Genomic DNA, 16,508 nt, shown 5'->3' with positions numbered 1-16,508 from the left:
GTACCCAGAGTCATTTGCATGAGTAAAAAGAAGCGTACAGCCAGCTCTACACGTTGGCTAAAAGAGCATTTTGAAGACAAATATGTGCAACAAGCACAAAAACAAGGGTTACGTTCCCGTGCCGTATTCAAAATTGATGAAATCCAGCAAAAAGATAAATTGATCAAACAGGGAATGACCGTCGTAGATCTTGGTGCGGCACCTGGCGGTTGGTCACAGTTCTGTGTTGAACAGGTCGGACCACATGGACGGGTCATTGCATGCGATATTTTACCTATGGATCCCATTGCTGGGGTTGATTTTTTGCAAGGTGATTTTCGAGAAGAGGCAGTACTAAATACGTTATTGGGGCGGGTTGGCGAACAGAAAGTAGATATTATACTCTCCGACATGGCTCCAAATATGTCCGGCACACCAGCGGTTGATCAGCCTAGATCCATGTATCTGGTTGAACTGGCTCTTGATATGTGTAAGCAAGTTCTGGCTGCCAAAGGCAGTTTTGTGGTAAAGGTGTTTCAGGGGGCTGGGTTTGAGGAGTACCTCAAAGAAGTTAGATCATTGTTTTCTGTGGTCAAAATTCGTAAACCTGATTCATCGCGAGCCCGTTCGCGGGAAGTCTATATTGTGGCTACAGGTTTCAAACTGTAGTAACCTGAAACTATCTTAGCCATCAATTGCGAGGTTAGAGAATTGAGTGATATGGCGAAAAATCTGATCCTGTGGTTAGTTATTGCTGTTGTATTAATGTCATTATTCCAGAGTTTTAGTCCTAGCGATAACTCGGGGCGGCAACTGGATTACTCCAGTTTTGTCCGTGATGTAGCTCAGGATCAAATCCGCGAAGTGCACATTGATGGCAAAGTTATCAATGGTCAGAAGCGTGACGGAGAAAAATTTACAACCGTTATGCCGATTCAAGATAACCAACTGATTAATGACTTATTGAATCACAATGTCCGCGTTGTGGGAGATAAACCCGAAGAACCTAGTTTATTGGCCAGTATCTTCATTTCCTGGTTCCCAATGCTGTTATTGATTGGGGTCTGGATTTTCTTCATGCGACAGATGCAAGGGGGCGGCGGGAAAGGCGCGATGTCTTTCGGTAAAAGTCGCGCCCGGTTAATGGGTGAAGATCAGATCAAAACCACTTTTGCGGACGTCGCTGGTTGCGATGAAGCTAAAGAAGAAGTCAAAGAGCTGGTTGATTATCTGCGTGATCCATCTAAATTCCAAAAATTGGGTGGCAAAATACCTAAGGGTATTCTGATGGTTGGTCAGCCAGGTACGGGTAAAACATTACTGGCGAAAGCGATCGCAGGTGAGGCGAAAGTTCCATTTTTCTCTATTTCTGGCTCTGATTTCGTAGAAATGTTTGTCGGTGTGGGGGCGTCACGTGTTCGTGATATGTTCGAGCAAGCCAAAAAGGCGGCACCTTGTATCATTTTCATTGATGAAATTGATGCTGTCGGTCGCCAACGTGGTGCGGGATTAGGTGGTGGTCACGATGAACGTGAACAGACCCTGAACCAGATGCTGGTTGAAATGGACGGTTTTGAAGGGCATGAAGCTATTATTGTCATTGCGGCTACTAACCGTCCTGATGTACTGGACCCTGCGTTGTTGCGTCCAGGTCGCTTTGACCGTCAAGTCGTAGTGGGTTTGCCGGATGTAAGAGGACGAGAACAAATCCTCAAAGTGCATATGCGCAAAGTACCATTAGGTGATGATGTTGATGCTTCACTGATTGCTCGTGGAACGCCTGGTTTTTCTGGTGCTGATTTAGCGAACTTGGTGAATGAGGCAGCATTATTTGCGGCTCGTGGCAATAAACGCTTGGTCGGAATGGCGGAGTTTGAGCGAGCCAAAGATAAGATCATGATGGGGGCTGAGCGCAAGTCGATGGTTATGTCCGAATCTGAAAAAGAGATGACGGCATATCATGAAGCTGGTCACGCAATCATTGGTCGCCTTGTGCCTGAACATGATCCTGTTTATAAGGTCTCGATTATCCCTCGCGGCAGAGCTTTGGGTGTAACCATGTATTTACCAGAACAGGATCGCTGGAGTCATTCCAAACAATATCTGGAATCCATGATTTCCAGTTTATATGGCGGACGTCTGGCGGAAGAAATTATTTATGGTAACGAGCGTGTAACGACAGGCGCATCCAATGATATCGAGCGCGCCACTGAGCTAGCCAGAAAAATGGTGACACAGTGGGGGATGTCCGAGCGGTTAGGGCCGATGTTATATGCGGAAGAGGATGGTGAAGTGTTCCTTGGTCGGTCTATGGCCAAAGCGAAACACATGTCTGACGATACCGCTCGTATTATCGATACCGAAGTCAAACAGGTTATTAACCGTAATTATGAACGAGCGAAGCAATTGCTGATGGAAAACATGGATATACTCCATGCGATGAAAGATGCATTGATGAAATATGAAACTATCGATGCTCATCAGATTGATGACTTGATGGCGCGTAGAGAAGTTCGCTTACCAGCAGATTATGGTCAAAATAACGGAACGCCAACAGCGGGCGGTTCTAATTCTTCTGGAAACAATGAAAATTCAGAGATTAGTAATAACTCTGAAGAGCATTCAGCACCATCTGATACTGCAAATTAATCATGGCCATATAAACCCCAGACATTATGTCTGGGGTTTTTTTATTGGAGAAAAATAATGATAGTGACTGGTTGCGGACGAAATTTAGATTTATCACAACCCCGAATCATGGGGATTCTAAACATTACGCCAGATTCATTTTCTGATGGTTCTCGTTTTAACCAATTAGATAAAGCGCTTTTCCGGGCAGAGGAAATGATACGAGAAGGTGCCGATATCATTGATATCGGCGGTGAATCGACACGACCCGGTGCAGCCTTTGTACCAGAACAGGAAGAGCTGGATAGAGTCATACCTATCATTGAACGGATATCGCAGAAGCTAGATGTCATGATTTCTGTTGATACCTATAAAACTGCCGTGATGAATGAGGCTTGTAAAGCTGGAGCTCATTTAATTAATGATATCAAGGCATTGCAAGATGATGGTGCTTTGGCCGTGGCAGCATCCCATAATGCATTGGTTTGTTTAATGCACATGCAAGGTGACCCGCAAACAATGCAACAAAAACCGTCATATACCGATATAGTCACAGAAGTGTCTTCGTTTCTGCATGAAAGGATCACCGCTTGTCTTAACGCAGGGATTTCGGATGAGAAATTAATCATTGATCCTGGCTTTGGGTTTGGGAAAACACTCGAACAGAATTTTGAGTTATTGGGGCGAATGAATGAGTTGGGTGTCAAGCATCCAATTTTAATTGGTGTATCCCGAAAAAGCATGATTGGTAATTTTCTTAATTGTGCAATAGATGAACGATTACCTGGAAGTATTGGTGCTGCACTCTATGCACTTTCGAAGGGGGCGCGTATTATTCGTGTTCATGACGTACGGGCCACTACAGATGCCGTACGAGTTTTCTGGCATGCACAACAATATCAGAAACTACGTATTAGTTAATATTTATCCGGATAAAAAATGAGCAGAAAATATTTTGGTACCGACGGTGTGCGGGGCAAAGTGGGTGAAATGCCGATTACGCCTGATTTTGTAATGAAATTAGGCTGGGCTGCGGGTAAGGTTCTCGCCAAGCAGGGGAGCAAAAAAGTTCTAATTGGCAAAGATACCCGAATTTCAGGTTATATGTTGGAAGCTGCACTGGAAGCCGGACTTTCTGCTGCTGGTCTGAAACCTGTCTTACTGGGGCCGATGCCTACACCTGCAGTCGCTTATCTGACCAGAACTTTTCGTGCGGAAGCGGGTGTTGTAATTAGTGCCTCACATAATCCGTATTATGATAATGGGATTAAGTTTTTCTCTACTAAAGGCACTAAATTACCTGACGAAATTGAAACTGCGATTGAAAATGCAATGGATGATGATATCTGCTGCGTTGAATCATCCTTGCTAGGTAAAGCATCACGAATTGATGATGCGCCAGGCCGTTACATTGAGTTTTGCAAAAGCACTTTTCCTAGCGAGCTCAGTCTTGATGGATTAAAAATTGTCGTAGATTGTGCTCATGGTGCAACCTATCACATCGCACCATCCGTATTTCGTGAATTAGGCGCGGATGTCATTGCCATGGGATGTGCACCGGATGGTTTGAATATCAATGATCAGGTTGGTTCGACAGCCCCTAAAGCGTTAGTAGATCGAGTATTGCAAGAAAAAGCAGATCTGGGCATTGCATTTGATGGTGATGGTGATCGCCTGATTATGGTTGATCATACGGGATATGAAGTTGATGGTGATGAATTGCTCTATATCATCGCTCGAGATCTTCAGCAACAAGGCGCATTAACTGGCGGTGTGGTTGGAACTTTGATGACTAACATGGGGTTAGAAGTCGCGCTAACTAAGCTTGATATTCCATTAATAAGAGCCAAAGTAGGCGATCGCTATGTTATGGAGTTGCTTCAAGAGAAGGGATGGCGACTCGGTGGCGAAAACTCAGGCCATATTATCTGCTTAGATCAAACCACCACGGGCGATGGTATTATTGCTGCTTTGCAGGTATTAAAAGCGGCAAGTCGTGCCGGTCAAACCTTGTTTGAATTGCGCCAAGACATTAAAAAATTCCCACAAATCCTGATTAATGTTCGCTTTTCAGGTGAGCATAACCCACTGACATCTCCATCAGTACAGCAAATTGTTCGGGATGTCGAAGATAGATTAGGAAAAACAGGTCGGGTGTTATTGCGTAAATCGGGTACTGAACCATTGATCAGAGTGATGGTTGAAGGTGAGTCCGAGCAGTTAGTTCAGCAACTTGCTGAGAAAATTGCTGCGGAAGTATCTGCTGTAAAATAGACTTTTTTGTTTTAAAAATATGCAATTAGTCGGCTTTTTTGAAAATCTGCTTGTCAGAGTTAGAAAGGCTGGCTAGTATTGCCTCGCTTTGTAGCCATAGCTGGGAATAAAACTAGTTAGATTGAGAAAATATTTTTCCGATGCTAGTATCCTGCCGCTTATATTACCGAGGTAGATCGGTTGTTCAATTAAGGGCGTTAGAGGAATAACATGTACGAAGTCCTGCTGGTTTTATATCTGTTAGTAGCTATCGCACTAATTGGTTTAGTGTTGGTGCAACAGGGAAAGGGTGCTTCAATGGGAGCATCGTTTGGCGCTGGCGCTTCTAATACTGTATTTGGAGCATCAGGATCTGGTAACTTTTTAACAAAAAGTACTGCGATTCTTGCAATCATATTTTTTATTATCAGCTTGGTGCTGGGTGCTATTACCAATAACCGCACTAAGCCCGCTGATACTTGGTCGGATTTAACGAAACCGGCCGTGGTAGAAAAGAAAACTGAACAGCCAGTAGAAAAAACTCCGGTTGAGAAGAAAAATACTGACGTTCCAAACTAAAATAAAGCCCAGCTGGTGGAATTGGTAGACACGCTATCTTGAGGGGGTAGTGCCAATAGGCGTGCGGGTTCAAGTCCCGCGCTGGGCACCAATTTAGTTTGATAGCATAGTCCTCGTTATGTTATCATTAGCGTAATTTGACGCGGGGTGGAGCAGCTTGGTAGCTCGTCGGGCTCATAACCCGAAGGTCGTTGGTTCAAATCCAGCCCCCGCAACCAATTTTCATGATCGTCTTGGCGATCAGGCTATACGGGCCCCAGTTCTTTGAACGGGGCTTTTTGTTATCCGGATTCTGTTACCACCATCCGGTGGACATAATATTGGGCCTCTGATGCCCTTTTTTTATTTACGGAGGGTCTATTGGCTACCTTGGAACAACGCCTGACAGAATTGCTTGATGCTCCTGTTGTTGCATTAGGCTATGAATTGTGGGGAATTGAGTTTATCCGTGCCGGTAAACATTCTACATTGCGGGTTTACATTGATCATGCAAATGGTGTTTCGGTAGATGATTGTGCAGAAGTCAGTCATCAGGTAAGCGCATTGCTGGATGTGGAAGATCCAATCACCACTGAATATTATCTTGAGGTGTCTTCACCTGGGATGGATCGTCCATTACTGAAACCAGCCCATTATGCCCGATATATAAATCATGTCGTGGCAGTCACGTTGCGTATGGCCGTTAATAACCGACGTAAATATAAGGGCACCATTAAGCAGGTTGATGGCGAAATGATCACCATTACTGTTGATGGCCGAGATGAAATTCTGGCCTTTGCCAATATTCAACAGGCAAACTTGATTCCGAACTTTGATTGACGAGGCTATTGGATAATGAATAAAGAAATCCTTTTAGTTGTTGATGCCGTTTCCAATGAAAAGGCAGTCCCTCGCGAAAAAATTTTCCAGGCTCTGGAAACTGCGTTAGCGACAGCAACCAAAAAGAAATATGAAGGCGATATTGAAGTTCGTGTCGCAATCGATCGTAAAACGGGCGATTTTGATACTTTCCGTCGTTGGCAGGTAGTGGAAGGCGACGGGATTATGCAAAACCCGTATCGTGAAATTTCATTGGATGCCGCACAATATGATGATCCTACTATTCAGTTGGGTGATTATGTTGAAGAACAAATTGAGTCAATCACGTTTGACCGAATTACAACACAAACGGCAAAACAAGTTATTGTTCAAAAAGTTCGTGAAGCTGAACGTGCTCAGATTGTTGAACAATTCCGTGATCAAGAAGGCACCATTGTCACTGGCGTTGTGAAAAAAGTTAACCGTGACAGTATCATTCTTGATCTGGGTAGTAATGCTGAGGGTGTGCTTTATCGTGAAGATATGCTGCCACGTGAATCATTCCGCAATGGCGATCGGGTTAAAGGGCTTTTAGCGGCAGTTAAACCAGAAGCCCGTGGCTCACAATTGTTCATTAGCAGAACACATCCTGATTTCCTGAAAGAACTGTTTCGCATTGAAGTGCCTGAAATCGGTGAAGAAATCATCGAAATCAAAGGTGCAGCACGTGATCCGGGTTCTCGTGCCAAAATTGCCGTAAAAACCAATGACCGCCGCATTGATCCTGTAGGTGCTTGTGTTGGTATGCGTGGCGCCCGCGTTCAGGCCGTATCTGGTGAATTGGCGGGAGAGCGTATTGATATTGTCCTGTGGGACGATAATCCAGCTCAGTTTGTTATCAATGCAATGGCACCGGCTGATGTGGCATCTCTGATTGTAGATGAAGATAACCACACGATGGATATTGCTGTTGTCTCCAGCAATCTGGCTCAGGCCATTGGTCGTAACGGACAAAATGTTCGTCTGGCATCACAGCTTTCCGGTTGGGAGCTGAATGTGATGACAGTCGAGGATATGCAAACCAAGCATCAGGCAGAAAAAGATCGCATCTTGAACCTGTTCACGCAGGCGTTGGATATTGATGATGATTTTGCTGAATTGTTGGTTGAAGAGGGCTTCTCAACTGTTGAAGAAATTGCCTATGTTCCTTTGAGCGAATTACAACGCATTGAAGACTTAGATGATGAACAGATTGAAGAGTTACGTGAACGAGCTAAGCAGGCTTTAAGCACACAGGCGTTGGCAAAAGAAGAAACCCTGGCGGGAGCTAAACCTGCAGATGATCTGCTGGCATTACAAGGTATGACGCAGGATTTAGCCTATGAGCTGGCTGCCCGGGGAATACCAACTCTGGAGGATTTGGCTGAACAAGGCATTGACGATCTGAGTGGTATTCCGGGGATGACCGAAGAGAAAGCCGGTGAATTGATTATGGCAGCTCGTAATATCTGCTGGTTCGGTGAGCAAGCAGAGTAAACTGCGGAGGGTAGTGAATGGCCGATTTATCAGTAAAACAACTAGCCATTGAAGTGGGAACACCGGTTGACCGGTTAGTTCAACAATTTAAAGATGCCGGTTTGACTAAAGATGCGGAAGCAATGGTTACCGAACATGAAAAACAGGCATTGTTAGAACATCTGAAAAAACAGCACGGTGCAGATAATGCAGAACCTAAACGCATGACACTGCAGCGTAAAACCAAAAGCACTTTGAATGTTCAAGGTGCTGGCGGAAAAAATAAAGAAGTTCAAATTGAAGTTCGTAAATCAAAAACGTATGTTCATCGTTCAGTGATTGACGATGCTCAACAGAAAGAAGCAGAAGAAAAGGCGCGCCTGGACGCTGAAAAGGCACGCCAAGACGAATTAGCCAAAGCTGAACAAGCGCGTAAGGACGCGGAAGCTAAAGCCCGCAAAGAAGCCGAAGATAAAGCGCGCAAAGAGGCTGAGGTCAAGAAGCAATCGATAGAAGCTGTTGCAAACGATGCAGCAAAATCTCCGGATGAGAAGGCCAAAAAAGTGAAAGCTGAGGCAGATAAACGCGCAGATGAAAATGCCAAGCGTGAAGCAGAGGCATTACGTAAGAAACAGGAAGATGAGGCTCGTCGTAAGGCTGAGGCTGAAGCACAGCGCATTGCTGAAGAAGCTCGTCGTCTGGCAGAGGAAAATGAAGCTCGTTGGGCTGCGGAAGAAGAAGCTCGTCGTCGTGCAGAATTGAGTGATGATGTCGGGGAAGCTGCATCTAAGTTCGTGAAAGAAGCAGAAGCTGAACGCGAACGTCAGGATGAAAGCAAAGGCCGTCGTCGTACTGGCGTCACTAAGGCTAAAAAATCGCCGCATGATGAAGCTCGTGAAGAACGTAATCCTCGTGCCAGAAAAGGTAAACGGGCTAAAGTTCACACACCGAATTCAATGCAGCATGGCTTCCAGAAACCTGCTCAACCAGTAAACCGTGACATCATTATCGGTGAAACCATTACTGTTGGTGAGTTGGCTCAGAAGATGGCGGTGAAAGCCGTTGAAGTCATTAAAGTGATGATGAAAATGGGGGCTATGGCCACCATCAACCAAGTCATTGATCAAGAAACCGCTCAGTTGGTTGCGGAAGAAATGGGTCATAAAGTCACCCTGCGCCGCGAAAATGAGCTGGAAGAAGCTGTATTGCAGGATCGTGATTCCACTGCTACCCGTGAAGATCGTGCACCTGTTGTGACCATTATGGGTCACGTTGACCACGGTAAAACGTCGTTGCTGGATTATATCCGTAAAGCGAAGGTTGCTTCTGGCGAAGCGGGCGGGATTACGCAGCATATCGGTGCTTATCACGTAGACACGGATAACGGTAGTATTACGTTCCTGGATACGCCAGGTCACGCAGCATTTACCGCAATGCGTGCTCGAGGTGCTAAAGCGACTGATATCGTTGTATTGGTTGTTGCCGCAGATGACGGTGTTATGCCGCAAACTATTGAAGCAATTCAACATGCTAAGGCTGCAGGTGTTCCAATTGTTGTTGCAGTCAACAAAATTGATAAACCTGAAGCTGATCCAGACCGAGTAATGAATGAACTGACTCGTCATAGCGTCATTCCAGAAGAATGGGGCGGTGAAAACCAGTTTGTGAAAGTTTCAGCGAAGAGCGGTCAGGGGATTGATGATCTGCTGAATGCAATTCTGTTGCAGGCTGAAGTTCTTGAACTGACAGCGGTTCGTGATGCCATGGCAAGTGGTGTAGTCATCGAATCTCGTCTGGATAAGGGCCGTGGTCCAGTAGCTACTGTTTTGGTTCAAGAAGGTACCTTGCATCAGGGTGATATCGTTCTGTGTGGTCTGGAATATGGCCGTGTTCGTGCGATGCGTGATGAGCTGGGCCGTAGTATTGAAACTGCGGGTCCTTCTACGCCAGTTGAGATCCTGGGTTTATCAGGTGTTCCATCTGCTGGTGATGAAGCAACTGTTGTTCGTGATGAGAAGAAAGCGCGTGAAGTTGCCTTGTATCGTCAAGGTAAATTCCGTGACGTCAAACTGGCTCGCCAGCAGAAAGCGAAACTGGAAAACATGTTCTCTAACATGACAGAAGGTGAAGTTTCTGAACTGAACGTGGTATTGAAAGCGGACGTTCAAGGCTCTGTTGAGGCAATTGCAGACTCACTGAACAAACTGTCAACTGACGAAGTTAAAGTTAAGATCATTGGTTCCGGTGTCGGTGGTATTACTGAAACAGATGCAAGCTTGGCTGCCGCGTCTAATGCCATTGTTCTCGGTTTCAACGTTCGTGCCGATGCTTCTGCGCGTAAGATCATTGAATCAGAAAACATCGATCTGCGTTATTACTCAGTGATCTACGACTTGATTGATGAAGTTCGTCAAGCCATGAGTGGTATGTTGGCTCCTGAATACAAACAACAAATCATTGGTCTGGCTGAAGTCCGTGATGTGTTCCGTTCACCGAAATTTGGTGCGGTTGCGGGTTGTATGGTTACTGAAGGTACTGTTAAGCGGAACAGTCCTATTCGTGTGCTGCGTGATAACGTTGTTATCTATGAAGGCGAACTGGAATCTCTGCGCCGCTTCAAAGATGACGTACCAGAAGTCAAAAACGGCTACGAATGTGGTATCGCTGTTAAGAACTACAATGATGTTCGCCCTGGCGACCAGATTGAAGTTTACGAAACAGTTGAAATTCAGCGTACGCTATAATCAGTTACGGGGGCTTGAATGCCCCCGTTTGTTCCGGAGCTAAAAATGGCAAAAGAATTTGGTCGTGCAGATCGTGTTGCGCAACAAATTCAGCGTGAAATTGCTGTGATACTGCAACGTGAAGTGAAAGATCCCCGTGTTGGGATGGTGACTGTCTCCGACGTTGAGTTGACCCGCGATTTGCAGCACGCCAAAATTTTTGTGACCTTCTTTTTGAATGAAGAAGATAACATTGATGCGGGCGTCAAAGTGCTGAATGATGCTTCAGGCTATATTCGCATACTGCTAGGTAAAGCGATGAAGCTGCGCGTCGTGCCAGAAATTCGTTTTGTTTACGATAAAACATTGGTTGAAGGGATGCGAATCTCCAACCTGGTGACTAACACTGTTCGTGATGATCAACGTCGCCGAGGCGAATCGTTAGATCAAAACGAGGAGGATCGTGATTAAAGATGTCTCGACGACGTCGTTTCAAAGGTCGTGATGTGCACGGCATTATACTGCTGGATAAACCAAGCGGTATCACTTCGAATGATGCGCTGCAACAAGTAAAGCGTATCTATAACGCCGCAAAGGCTGGGCATACCGGTGCTTTGGACCCATTAGCCACAGGGATGCTGCCCATTTGTTTTGGTGAAGCAACCAAATTTTCTCAATTCCTGTTGGATGCGGATAAACGATATCAGGTGACCGCTCGTCTTGGTGTTCGTACGGACACCAGTGATTCTGAGGGTTCCGTCGTGTCCGTTCGCCCGGTACAGGTGACTGAGGAACAGCTGCATCAGGCTCTGGATAAATTCCGAGGTGATATTCTGCAGGTGCCATCGATGTTTTCTGCATTAAAACATCAAGGGCGTCCGTTGTATGAATATGCCCGTGAAGGCATTGAGATTGAGCGTGAAGCTCGACCCATTACCATTTTTTCTCTGCAACTAGAATCTTTTGCGGACGATATGCTTTCTCTGGAAGTGCATTGTTCTAAAGGGACTTATATTCGTTCATTGATTGATGATTTAGGCGAATTGTTAGGTTGTGGTGCCCATGTGACGCAATTACGTCGCACGCAGGTAGCCGGTTATCCGAACGATAAGATGCTTAATCTGGAAAAACTGAATCAACTTTTGGATGAGTGCCGTGAACAAGGCATTCCGCCAAGAGAAAGATTGGATCAGTTTTTATTACCAATGGACAGCGCTGTCTATAGTTTGCCTGAGGTTAATATGCCTGCTGTATTGGCGGCCTATGTGACACAAGGTCAAGCTGTTCTGGTGCCAAACTCGCCTAAAGAAGGTTTCGTCCGTATGACGGTCGGACCCGAAGCGGAATTCATCGGCGTTGGCGAGATAGACGATGATGGTAAGGTGGCCCCGCGGCGTCTGGTGCGCATTGGTGGCGATCTTCCAGAAGAAGAACAAGCAGAGTAGCTTGTCTGCAAATTCAGCTGTGCTAGAATGCGCAGCTTCTCTGTGGGCTGAATTAGTGATCGGCTCACAGTTCATTAACTCAGGAGTACATTATGTCACTAAATGCTGAAGCTAAAGCCAAGATCGTTGCTGATTTCTCTCGTGGTACTAATGACACTGGCTCGCCAGAAGTTCAGGTAGCGCTGCTGACTGCCCAGATCAACCATCTGCAAGGCCACTTCTCTGTACACACTAAAGATCACCACGGTCGTCGTGGTCTGCTGCGTATGGTTTCTCAGCGTCGTAAAATGCTGGATTACCTGAAAGGCAAAGATGAAGCACGTTACAAAGATCTGATTGCTAAACTGGGTCTGCGTCGCTAATTCATACTTAGTGAATACGAATAAAAGGAGGCTTTTGCCTCCTTTTGTTTTTTCGTGACATCAATGACAATTACGCCAATATATCCAAAGTCGATCTATCACTGCTTACCTATTCTGATCGCCTTCGGCTATAATGAGCGCGCATTTTGAGCGACGAAATTAATAAAAGGAAATTCAAGTGAATCCTATTGTAAAAACCTTCCAATATGGTCAGCACACTGTAACGTTAGAAACAGGTGTTATGGCCCGTCAGGCAACTGCCGCTGTTATGGCCAGCATGGATGACACGGCAGTATTTGTAACTGTTGTTGGCAAAAAAGAAGCTGTTGAAGGTCGCGATTTTTTCCCGCTGACTGTTAACTATCAAGAGCGTACCTATGCAGCAGGCCGTATTCCTGGTGGTTTTTTCAAGCGTGAAGGTCGTCCGAGCGAAGGCGAAACGCTGATTGCCCGTTTGATCGATCGTCCGATTCGTCCTCTGTTCCCTGAAGGCTTCCTGAACGAAGTTCAGATCGTGGCTACCGTAATGTCAGTGAATCCGGCTGTATCGCCTGACATCGTTGCTATGATTGGTACTTCAGCTGCTCTGGCCATTTCTGGTATTCCATTCAATGGTCCGATTGGTGCGGCTCGTGTTGGTTATATCAACGACCAATATGTTTTGAACCCTTCTGTAGTTGAATTACAAGACAGCAAGCTGGATCTGGTTGTTGCAGGTACTGCACCGGCAGTATTGATGGTTGAATCTGAAGCCGCTATTTTGCCTGAAGATGTCATGCTGGGTGCAGTAGTTTACGGTCATGAGCAAATGCAGACTGTGATCAATGCGGTGAAAGAGTTTGCGGCTGATGTTGGTAATAAACCTTGGGATTGGACTGCTCCAGAAGCAAATACAGCACTGAAAGCTAAAATTGCTGAACTGGCAGTTAATGAAATTGGTGAAGCCTATCGTATTACTGAAAAAGCGGTGCGTTATGAAGCTATTTCCGCGCTGAAACAACGTATCGTGGCTGAAATTACTGCTGCTGATGAAACTCAGGATGCGGGTGAAGTTGCTGATCTGTTCCATGAGCTGGAAAGTGATGTGGTGCGTGGTCGTATTCTGCGTGGTGAACCGCGTATCGATGGTCGTGATCCACAGATGATCCGTGCGCTGAGTGTAGGTACTGGTGTGCTGCCACGTGTTCACGGCTCTGCATTGTTTACCCGTGGTGAAACTCAGGCGCTGGTGACTTGTACTCTGGGTACAGAGCGTGATGCTCAGACTATCGACGAAATTACCGGTGAGCGTACCGATCGTTTCATGCTGCACTATAACTTCCCACCATACTGTGTGGGGGAAACTGGCATGATGGGTTCACCCAAACGTCGTGAAATCGGTCACGGCCGTCTGGCTCGTCGTGGTGTTTCGGCTGTTATTCCTTCGCAGGCTGAATTCCCGTATGTAGTTCGTGTGGTTTCAGAAATCACAGAATCTAACGGTTCTTCTTCTATGGCCTCTGTATGTGGTACCTCTCTGGCTCTGATGGATGCGGGTGTACCAATTAAAGCCTCTGTTGCTGGTATCGCCATGGGTCTGGTGAAAGAAGGTGACAGCTTTGTGGTTCTGTCTGACATTCTGGGTGATGAAGATCATCTGGGCGACATGGACTTCAAAGTGGCTGGTACTTCTGAAGGTGTTACTGCGCTGCAGATGGACATCAAAATTGAAGGTATCACCAAAGAAATCATGCAGATCGCTCTGAAACAAGCACGTGAAGCGCGTCTGCACATTTTGGGTGTGATGGACAAAGCCATTGGTGAAGCCCGTAACGAAATCTCTGATTTTGCTCCACGTATCCATACCATCAAGATCAACCCAGAGAAGATCAAAGATGTTATCGGTAAAGGCGGCTCAGTGATCCGTGCGCTCACTGAAGAAACCGGTACAACTATTGAGCTGGAAGATGATGGTACCGTGAAGATTGCTGCGGTAAGTGGTGAAGCGGCTCAGGAAGCGATCCGTCGTATCGAAGCGCTGACTGCGGAAGTTGAAGTCGGTCGTATCTACGAAGGTAAAGTCACTCGTCTGGCCGAATTCGGTGCTTTCGTCAACATCCTGCCAGGTAAAGATGGCCTGGTGCATATCTCTCAGATCACGGATGAGCGCGTGAAAGACGTATCTGATTATCTGAAAGTGGGTGATCTGGTTCGAACTAAAGTGCTGGAAGTGGATCGTCAAGGTCGTATCCGTTTGTCTATTAAAGAAGCCAAACGTGATGAACAACCTGTTGCTGTTGAATCTGTAACTGAAACAGTAGTCGAACAGGATACTGTTGTTGAACAGGTACCAATGACCGAATAATGGATATGCATTAAGGTCATGAAATAAAAAAGGACGCTTTGGCGTCCTTTTTGTTGTTTGATGATTTCTCTTTCTACATCTTGGATGGTATCTATCGGATCAGAGCTGATAGGCAGATACGATCTTTTCCATTTTTGCGGCTACTTTTTCTAGACGGTTAGCCAATTCGTCGGATTTGCTGGCGGAACTGCTATTTTCTTCAGCCATTCCCGCTACACTTTCTACTTGCTGGGCTATGGAGTCAGTAGCCAAACCTTGTTCCCGGATGGCATCAGAAATATGGGCAACCAGCTCTAAACTCGTTTCAGTCACGTCACATATTTCTGTCATGGTGCTTCTGGCTTCACCTGCCCCCATTACACCCGCTTCAACCTTACTGACGGCTTCTTTCATTCTGATGACTGCCGTATTGGATACATTCTGAATCGCTGTAATGATTTTTCCTATTTCAACGGTAGATGTTGCTGTTCTGGCTGCCAGATTTCTGACCTCATCGGCAACGACAGCAAAGCCGCGACCTTGCTCTCCGGCACGGGCCGCCTCAATGGCTGCATTAAGTGCCAGCAGATTTGTCTGTTCAGCCACATCGCGGATCACATTAATTACAGAGGCGATTTCACGACTCTTTTCTTCCAGCATTGCTATATCTGTGGCCGCGTTATCGACAGCATTTTCTATGGCATGAATATTATCTACAGTTTGATCAATGACTCGTTGACCATTCTGTGCTTTTTTCCCTGCATCTGCGGTGCATCGGCTGGCCTCAGCAGCCTGCTCGGAAACCTGATTAATACTCACGGTCATTTCTTCTACCGATGCAGCCATTTGCGCTGAAGAGGCGCTTTGTGTTTGAGAGCTTTCTGTCACCTGATGTGCGGAATTTAGCAACTCTTCGGCAGTACGATTAACATCACGAACCCCCATCAATAATTCTTTGAGATTCATTTGTATGCCAGAGATCAAATGATTAAAGGATCGTAACATCAGGCTGATTTCATCATTGCCTTTATCATTTGCCCGCAGTGTGAAATCCAGCGTTTTTTCAATTTTGGCTATGGTTTGCTGAGCATCATTAACACCTCGGCGGATCTGACTTGCACTAAGCAAACCCAATGTCAGCAAACAGCCAAGAACACCCAATGAAGACAACATAACAGTCCAACGGGCTGTCTGATAATTTTTTTCACCTTTTAGTTTATCTTGTGCTGCGCTTTGACTGTTATGTTCAATATTTTCCTGAAGTGCAGCCGTTACTTTTTGCCCTTCCTCCTGTAAATCGGCTAATTGGGCACGAGCTGTTTTTGCTTCATATGTCTTTGAAATTTCTATTATTGCATCTTCTGATGCATTGTATTTTCTTATTTCATCTTTTACTTTTTGATAAAGTGCTCGATCGTCATTGTCACGAATAAATTTATTTTCATAATCCGATATGTTTGCCTGAATATCCGCTTTTTGTTGTTCAATTAATTTTTCATATTGTCGTAATTTATCTTCTGCACTGCGCATAGCTCTGGCATCTTCACTGTAGGTAATGTGACTGATGACATAGGTTCGGAGGGTCAAAAAGTCAATTTCAGTTTGAGTCAGATTGCGGATACTGGGAATGTTATTATCAGTTATGGTACCGAGATTTTCGTTCATTTGTGCCATTTTGATAAGTGATGTCCCCCCTATCAACAAACAACCCAAAAAACCAACTGCGATTAAAAAGTAAAGTTTGTGCGCTATTTTCATCGTGACGTCCTTTATGGAATTCAGTTCACAGCAACAAAATCAGAAAGTTGAATTTTATTCAGTATGTTAAATATGACAGGAAAGGGGAAAAACGAAGATTCAAAAAAAACGACTGAATCACTATCAGCAAAAATTAATGTTTTAT

13 protein-coding genes and 2 tRNA genes are annotated in these 16,508 nt (G+C 45.4%); 14 read left to right on the top strand and 1 reads right to left on the bottom strand.

What is annotated here, in order from left to right; translation table 11 throughout:
• The first annotated feature begins 18 nt into the window (after positions 1 to 18).
• The 14 genes from rlmE to pnp all read left to right on the top strand — a co-directional run bounded on the left by rlmE (position 19) and on the right by pnp (position 14,626).
• Positions 19 to 648 carry a 23S rRNA (uridine(2552)-2'-O)-methyltransferase RlmE gene (gene rlmE / locus H027_RS0103490; RefSeq protein ID WP_024871149.1) on the top strand — a complete coding sequence of 210 codons (630 nt, stop codon included), beginning with the start codon at positions 19 to 21 and terminating at the stop codon, positions 646 to 648.
• Between the two features lie 42 nt (positions 649 to 690).
• Complete coding sequence (ftsH, locus tag H027_RS0103485; protein WP_024871148.1) at positions 691 to 2,628, top strand: ATP-dependent zinc metalloprotease FtsH; 1,938 nt, start codon at positions 691 to 693, stop codon at positions 2,626 to 2,628.
• Positions 2,629 to 2,685: 57 nt separating this feature from the next.
• A complete protein-coding gene (folP, locus tag H027_RS0103480) occupies positions 2,686 to 3,528 on the top strand; it encodes a dihydropteroate synthase (protein ID WP_024871147.1) in 843 nt (280 codons plus the stop codon).
• A gap of 18 nt (positions 3,529 to 3,546) precedes the next feature.
• The gene (glmM, locus tag H027_RS0103475; RefSeq protein WP_024871146.1) at positions 3,547 to 4,881 is read left to right on the top strand and encodes a phosphoglucosamine mutase; all 1,335 of its coding nucleotides are present in this window, start codon (positions 3,547 to 3,549) and stop codon (positions 4,879 to 4,881) included.
• A gap of 210 nt (positions 4,882 to 5,091) precedes the next feature.
• Positions 5,092 to 5,439, top strand: coding sequence for a preprotein translocase subunit SecG (gene secG, locus H027_RS0103470; RefSeq protein WP_024871145.1), 348 nt, complete (start codon positions 5,092 to 5,094; stop codon positions 5,437 to 5,439).
• A gap of 6 nt (positions 5,440 to 5,445) precedes the next feature.
• Positions 5,446 to 5,530: transfer RNA gene (locus H027_RS0103465), tRNA-Leu, on the top strand.
• 50 nt (positions 5,531 to 5,580) lie between these two features.
• Positions 5,581 to 5,657, top strand: a tRNA-Met gene (locus H027_RS0103460).
• A gap of 142 nt (positions 5,658 to 5,799) precedes the next feature.
• On the top strand, positions 5,800 to 6,258 hold the full coding sequence (gene rimP, locus H027_RS0103455) for a ribosome maturation factor RimP (protein WP_024871144.1): 459 nt from the start codon (positions 5,800 to 5,802) through the stop codon (positions 6,256 to 6,258).
• A 15-nt stretch (positions 6,259 to 6,273) separates the two neighbouring features.
• Complete coding sequence (nusA, locus tag H027_RS0103450) at positions 6,274 to 7,773, top strand: transcription termination factor NusA (RefSeq protein WP_024871143.1); 1,500 nt, start codon at positions 6,274 to 6,276, stop codon at positions 7,771 to 7,773.
• Positions 7,774 to 7,790: 17 nt separating this feature from the next.
• Positions 7,791 to 10,496, top strand: coding sequence for a translation initiation factor IF-2 (infB, locus tag H027_RS0103445; protein ID WP_024871142.1), 2,706 nt, complete (start codon positions 7,791 to 7,793; stop codon positions 10,494 to 10,496).
• A 45-nt stretch (positions 10,497 to 10,541) separates the two neighbouring features.
• Positions 10,542 to 10,946: a 30S ribosome-binding factor RbfA gene (gene rbfA / locus H027_RS0103440; RefSeq protein WP_024871141.1), complete on the top strand. Its 405-nt coding sequence runs from the start codon at positions 10,542 to 10,544 to the stop codon at positions 10,944 to 10,946.
• Between the two features lie 2 nt (positions 10,947 to 10,948).
• Positions 10,949 to 11,920, top strand: coding sequence for a tRNA pseudouridine(55) synthase TruB (gene truB / locus H027_RS0103435; RefSeq protein WP_024871140.1), 972 nt, complete (start codon positions 10,949 to 10,951; stop codon positions 11,918 to 11,920).
• Between the two features lie 92 nt (positions 11,921 to 12,012).
• Positions 12,013 to 12,282, top strand: coding sequence for a 30S ribosomal protein S15 (gene rpsO / locus H027_RS0103430; RefSeq protein WP_024871139.1), 270 nt, complete (start codon positions 12,013 to 12,015; stop codon positions 12,280 to 12,282).
• A gap of 178 nt (positions 12,283 to 12,460) precedes the next feature.
• Positions 12,461 to 14,626 (top strand): polyribonucleotide nucleotidyltransferase, encoded by a 2,166-nt coding sequence (pnp, locus tag H027_RS0103425; protein WP_024871138.1) that lies wholly within the window; start codon positions 12,461 to 12,463, stop codon positions 14,624 to 14,626.
• A gap of 99 nt (positions 14,627 to 14,725) precedes the next feature.
• Here the strand turns inward: pnp and H027_RS0103420 are convergent, their stop codons facing one another.
• Positions 14,726 to 16,363, bottom strand: coding sequence for a methyl-accepting chemotaxis protein (locus tag H027_RS0103420; RefSeq protein ID WP_024871137.1), 1,638 nt, complete (start codon positions 16,361 to 16,363; stop codon positions 14,726 to 14,728).
• Between the last annotated feature and the right edge of the window lie 145 nt (positions 16,364 to 16,508).

The organism is Tolumonas lignilytica (assembly GCF_000527035.1).
Classification (GTDB): Bacteria; Pseudomonadota; Gammaproteobacteria; order Enterobacterales; family Aeromonadaceae; genus Tolumonas; species Tolumonas lignilytica.
Note: the sequence above shows the minus strand (reverse complement) of the source record. Positions and strands in the feature narration are given on the sequence as shown.

What these genes read in the sequence shown, in the direction of transcription:
- secG (WP_024871145.1), top strand. Translation starts at nt 5,092, where the DNA reads ATGTACGAAGTCCTGCTGGTTTTATATCTGTTAGTAGCTATCGCACTA.
- rpsO (WP_024871139.1), top strand. Translation starts at nt 12,013, where the DNA reads ATGTCACTAAATGCTGAAGCTAAAGCCAAGATCGTTGCTGATTTCTCT.
- glmM (WP_024871146.1), top strand. Translation starts at nt 3,547, where the DNA reads ATGAGCAGAAAATATTTTGGTACCGACGGTGTGCGGGGCAAAGTGGGT.
- rbfA (WP_024871141.1), top strand. Translation starts at nt 10,542, where the DNA reads ATGGCAAAAGAATTTGGTCGTGCAGATCGTGTTGCGCAACAAATTCAG.
- folP (WP_024871147.1), top strand. Translation starts at nt 2,686, where the DNA reads ATGATAGTGACTGGTTGCGGACGAAATTTAGATTTATCACAACCCCGA.
- infB (WP_024871142.1), top strand. Translation starts at nt 7,791, where the DNA reads ATGGCCGATTTATCAGTAAAACAACTAGCCATTGAAGTGGGAACACCG.
- rlmE (WP_024871149.1), top strand. Translation starts at nt 19, where the DNA reads ATGAGTAAAAAGAAGCGTACAGCCAGCTCTACACGTTGGCTAAAAGAG.
- truB (WP_024871140.1), top strand. Translation starts at nt 10,949, where the DNA reads ATGTCTCGACGACGTCGTTTCAAAGGTCGTGATGTGCACGGCATTATA.
- H027_RS0103420 (WP_024871137.1), bottom strand. Translation starts at nt 16,363, where the DNA reads ATGAAAATAGCGCACAAACTTTACTTTTTAATCGCAGTTGGTTTTTTG.
- nusA (WP_024871143.1), top strand. Translation starts at nt 6,274, where the DNA reads ATGAATAAAGAAATCCTTTTAGTTGTTGATGCCGTTTCCAATGAAAAG.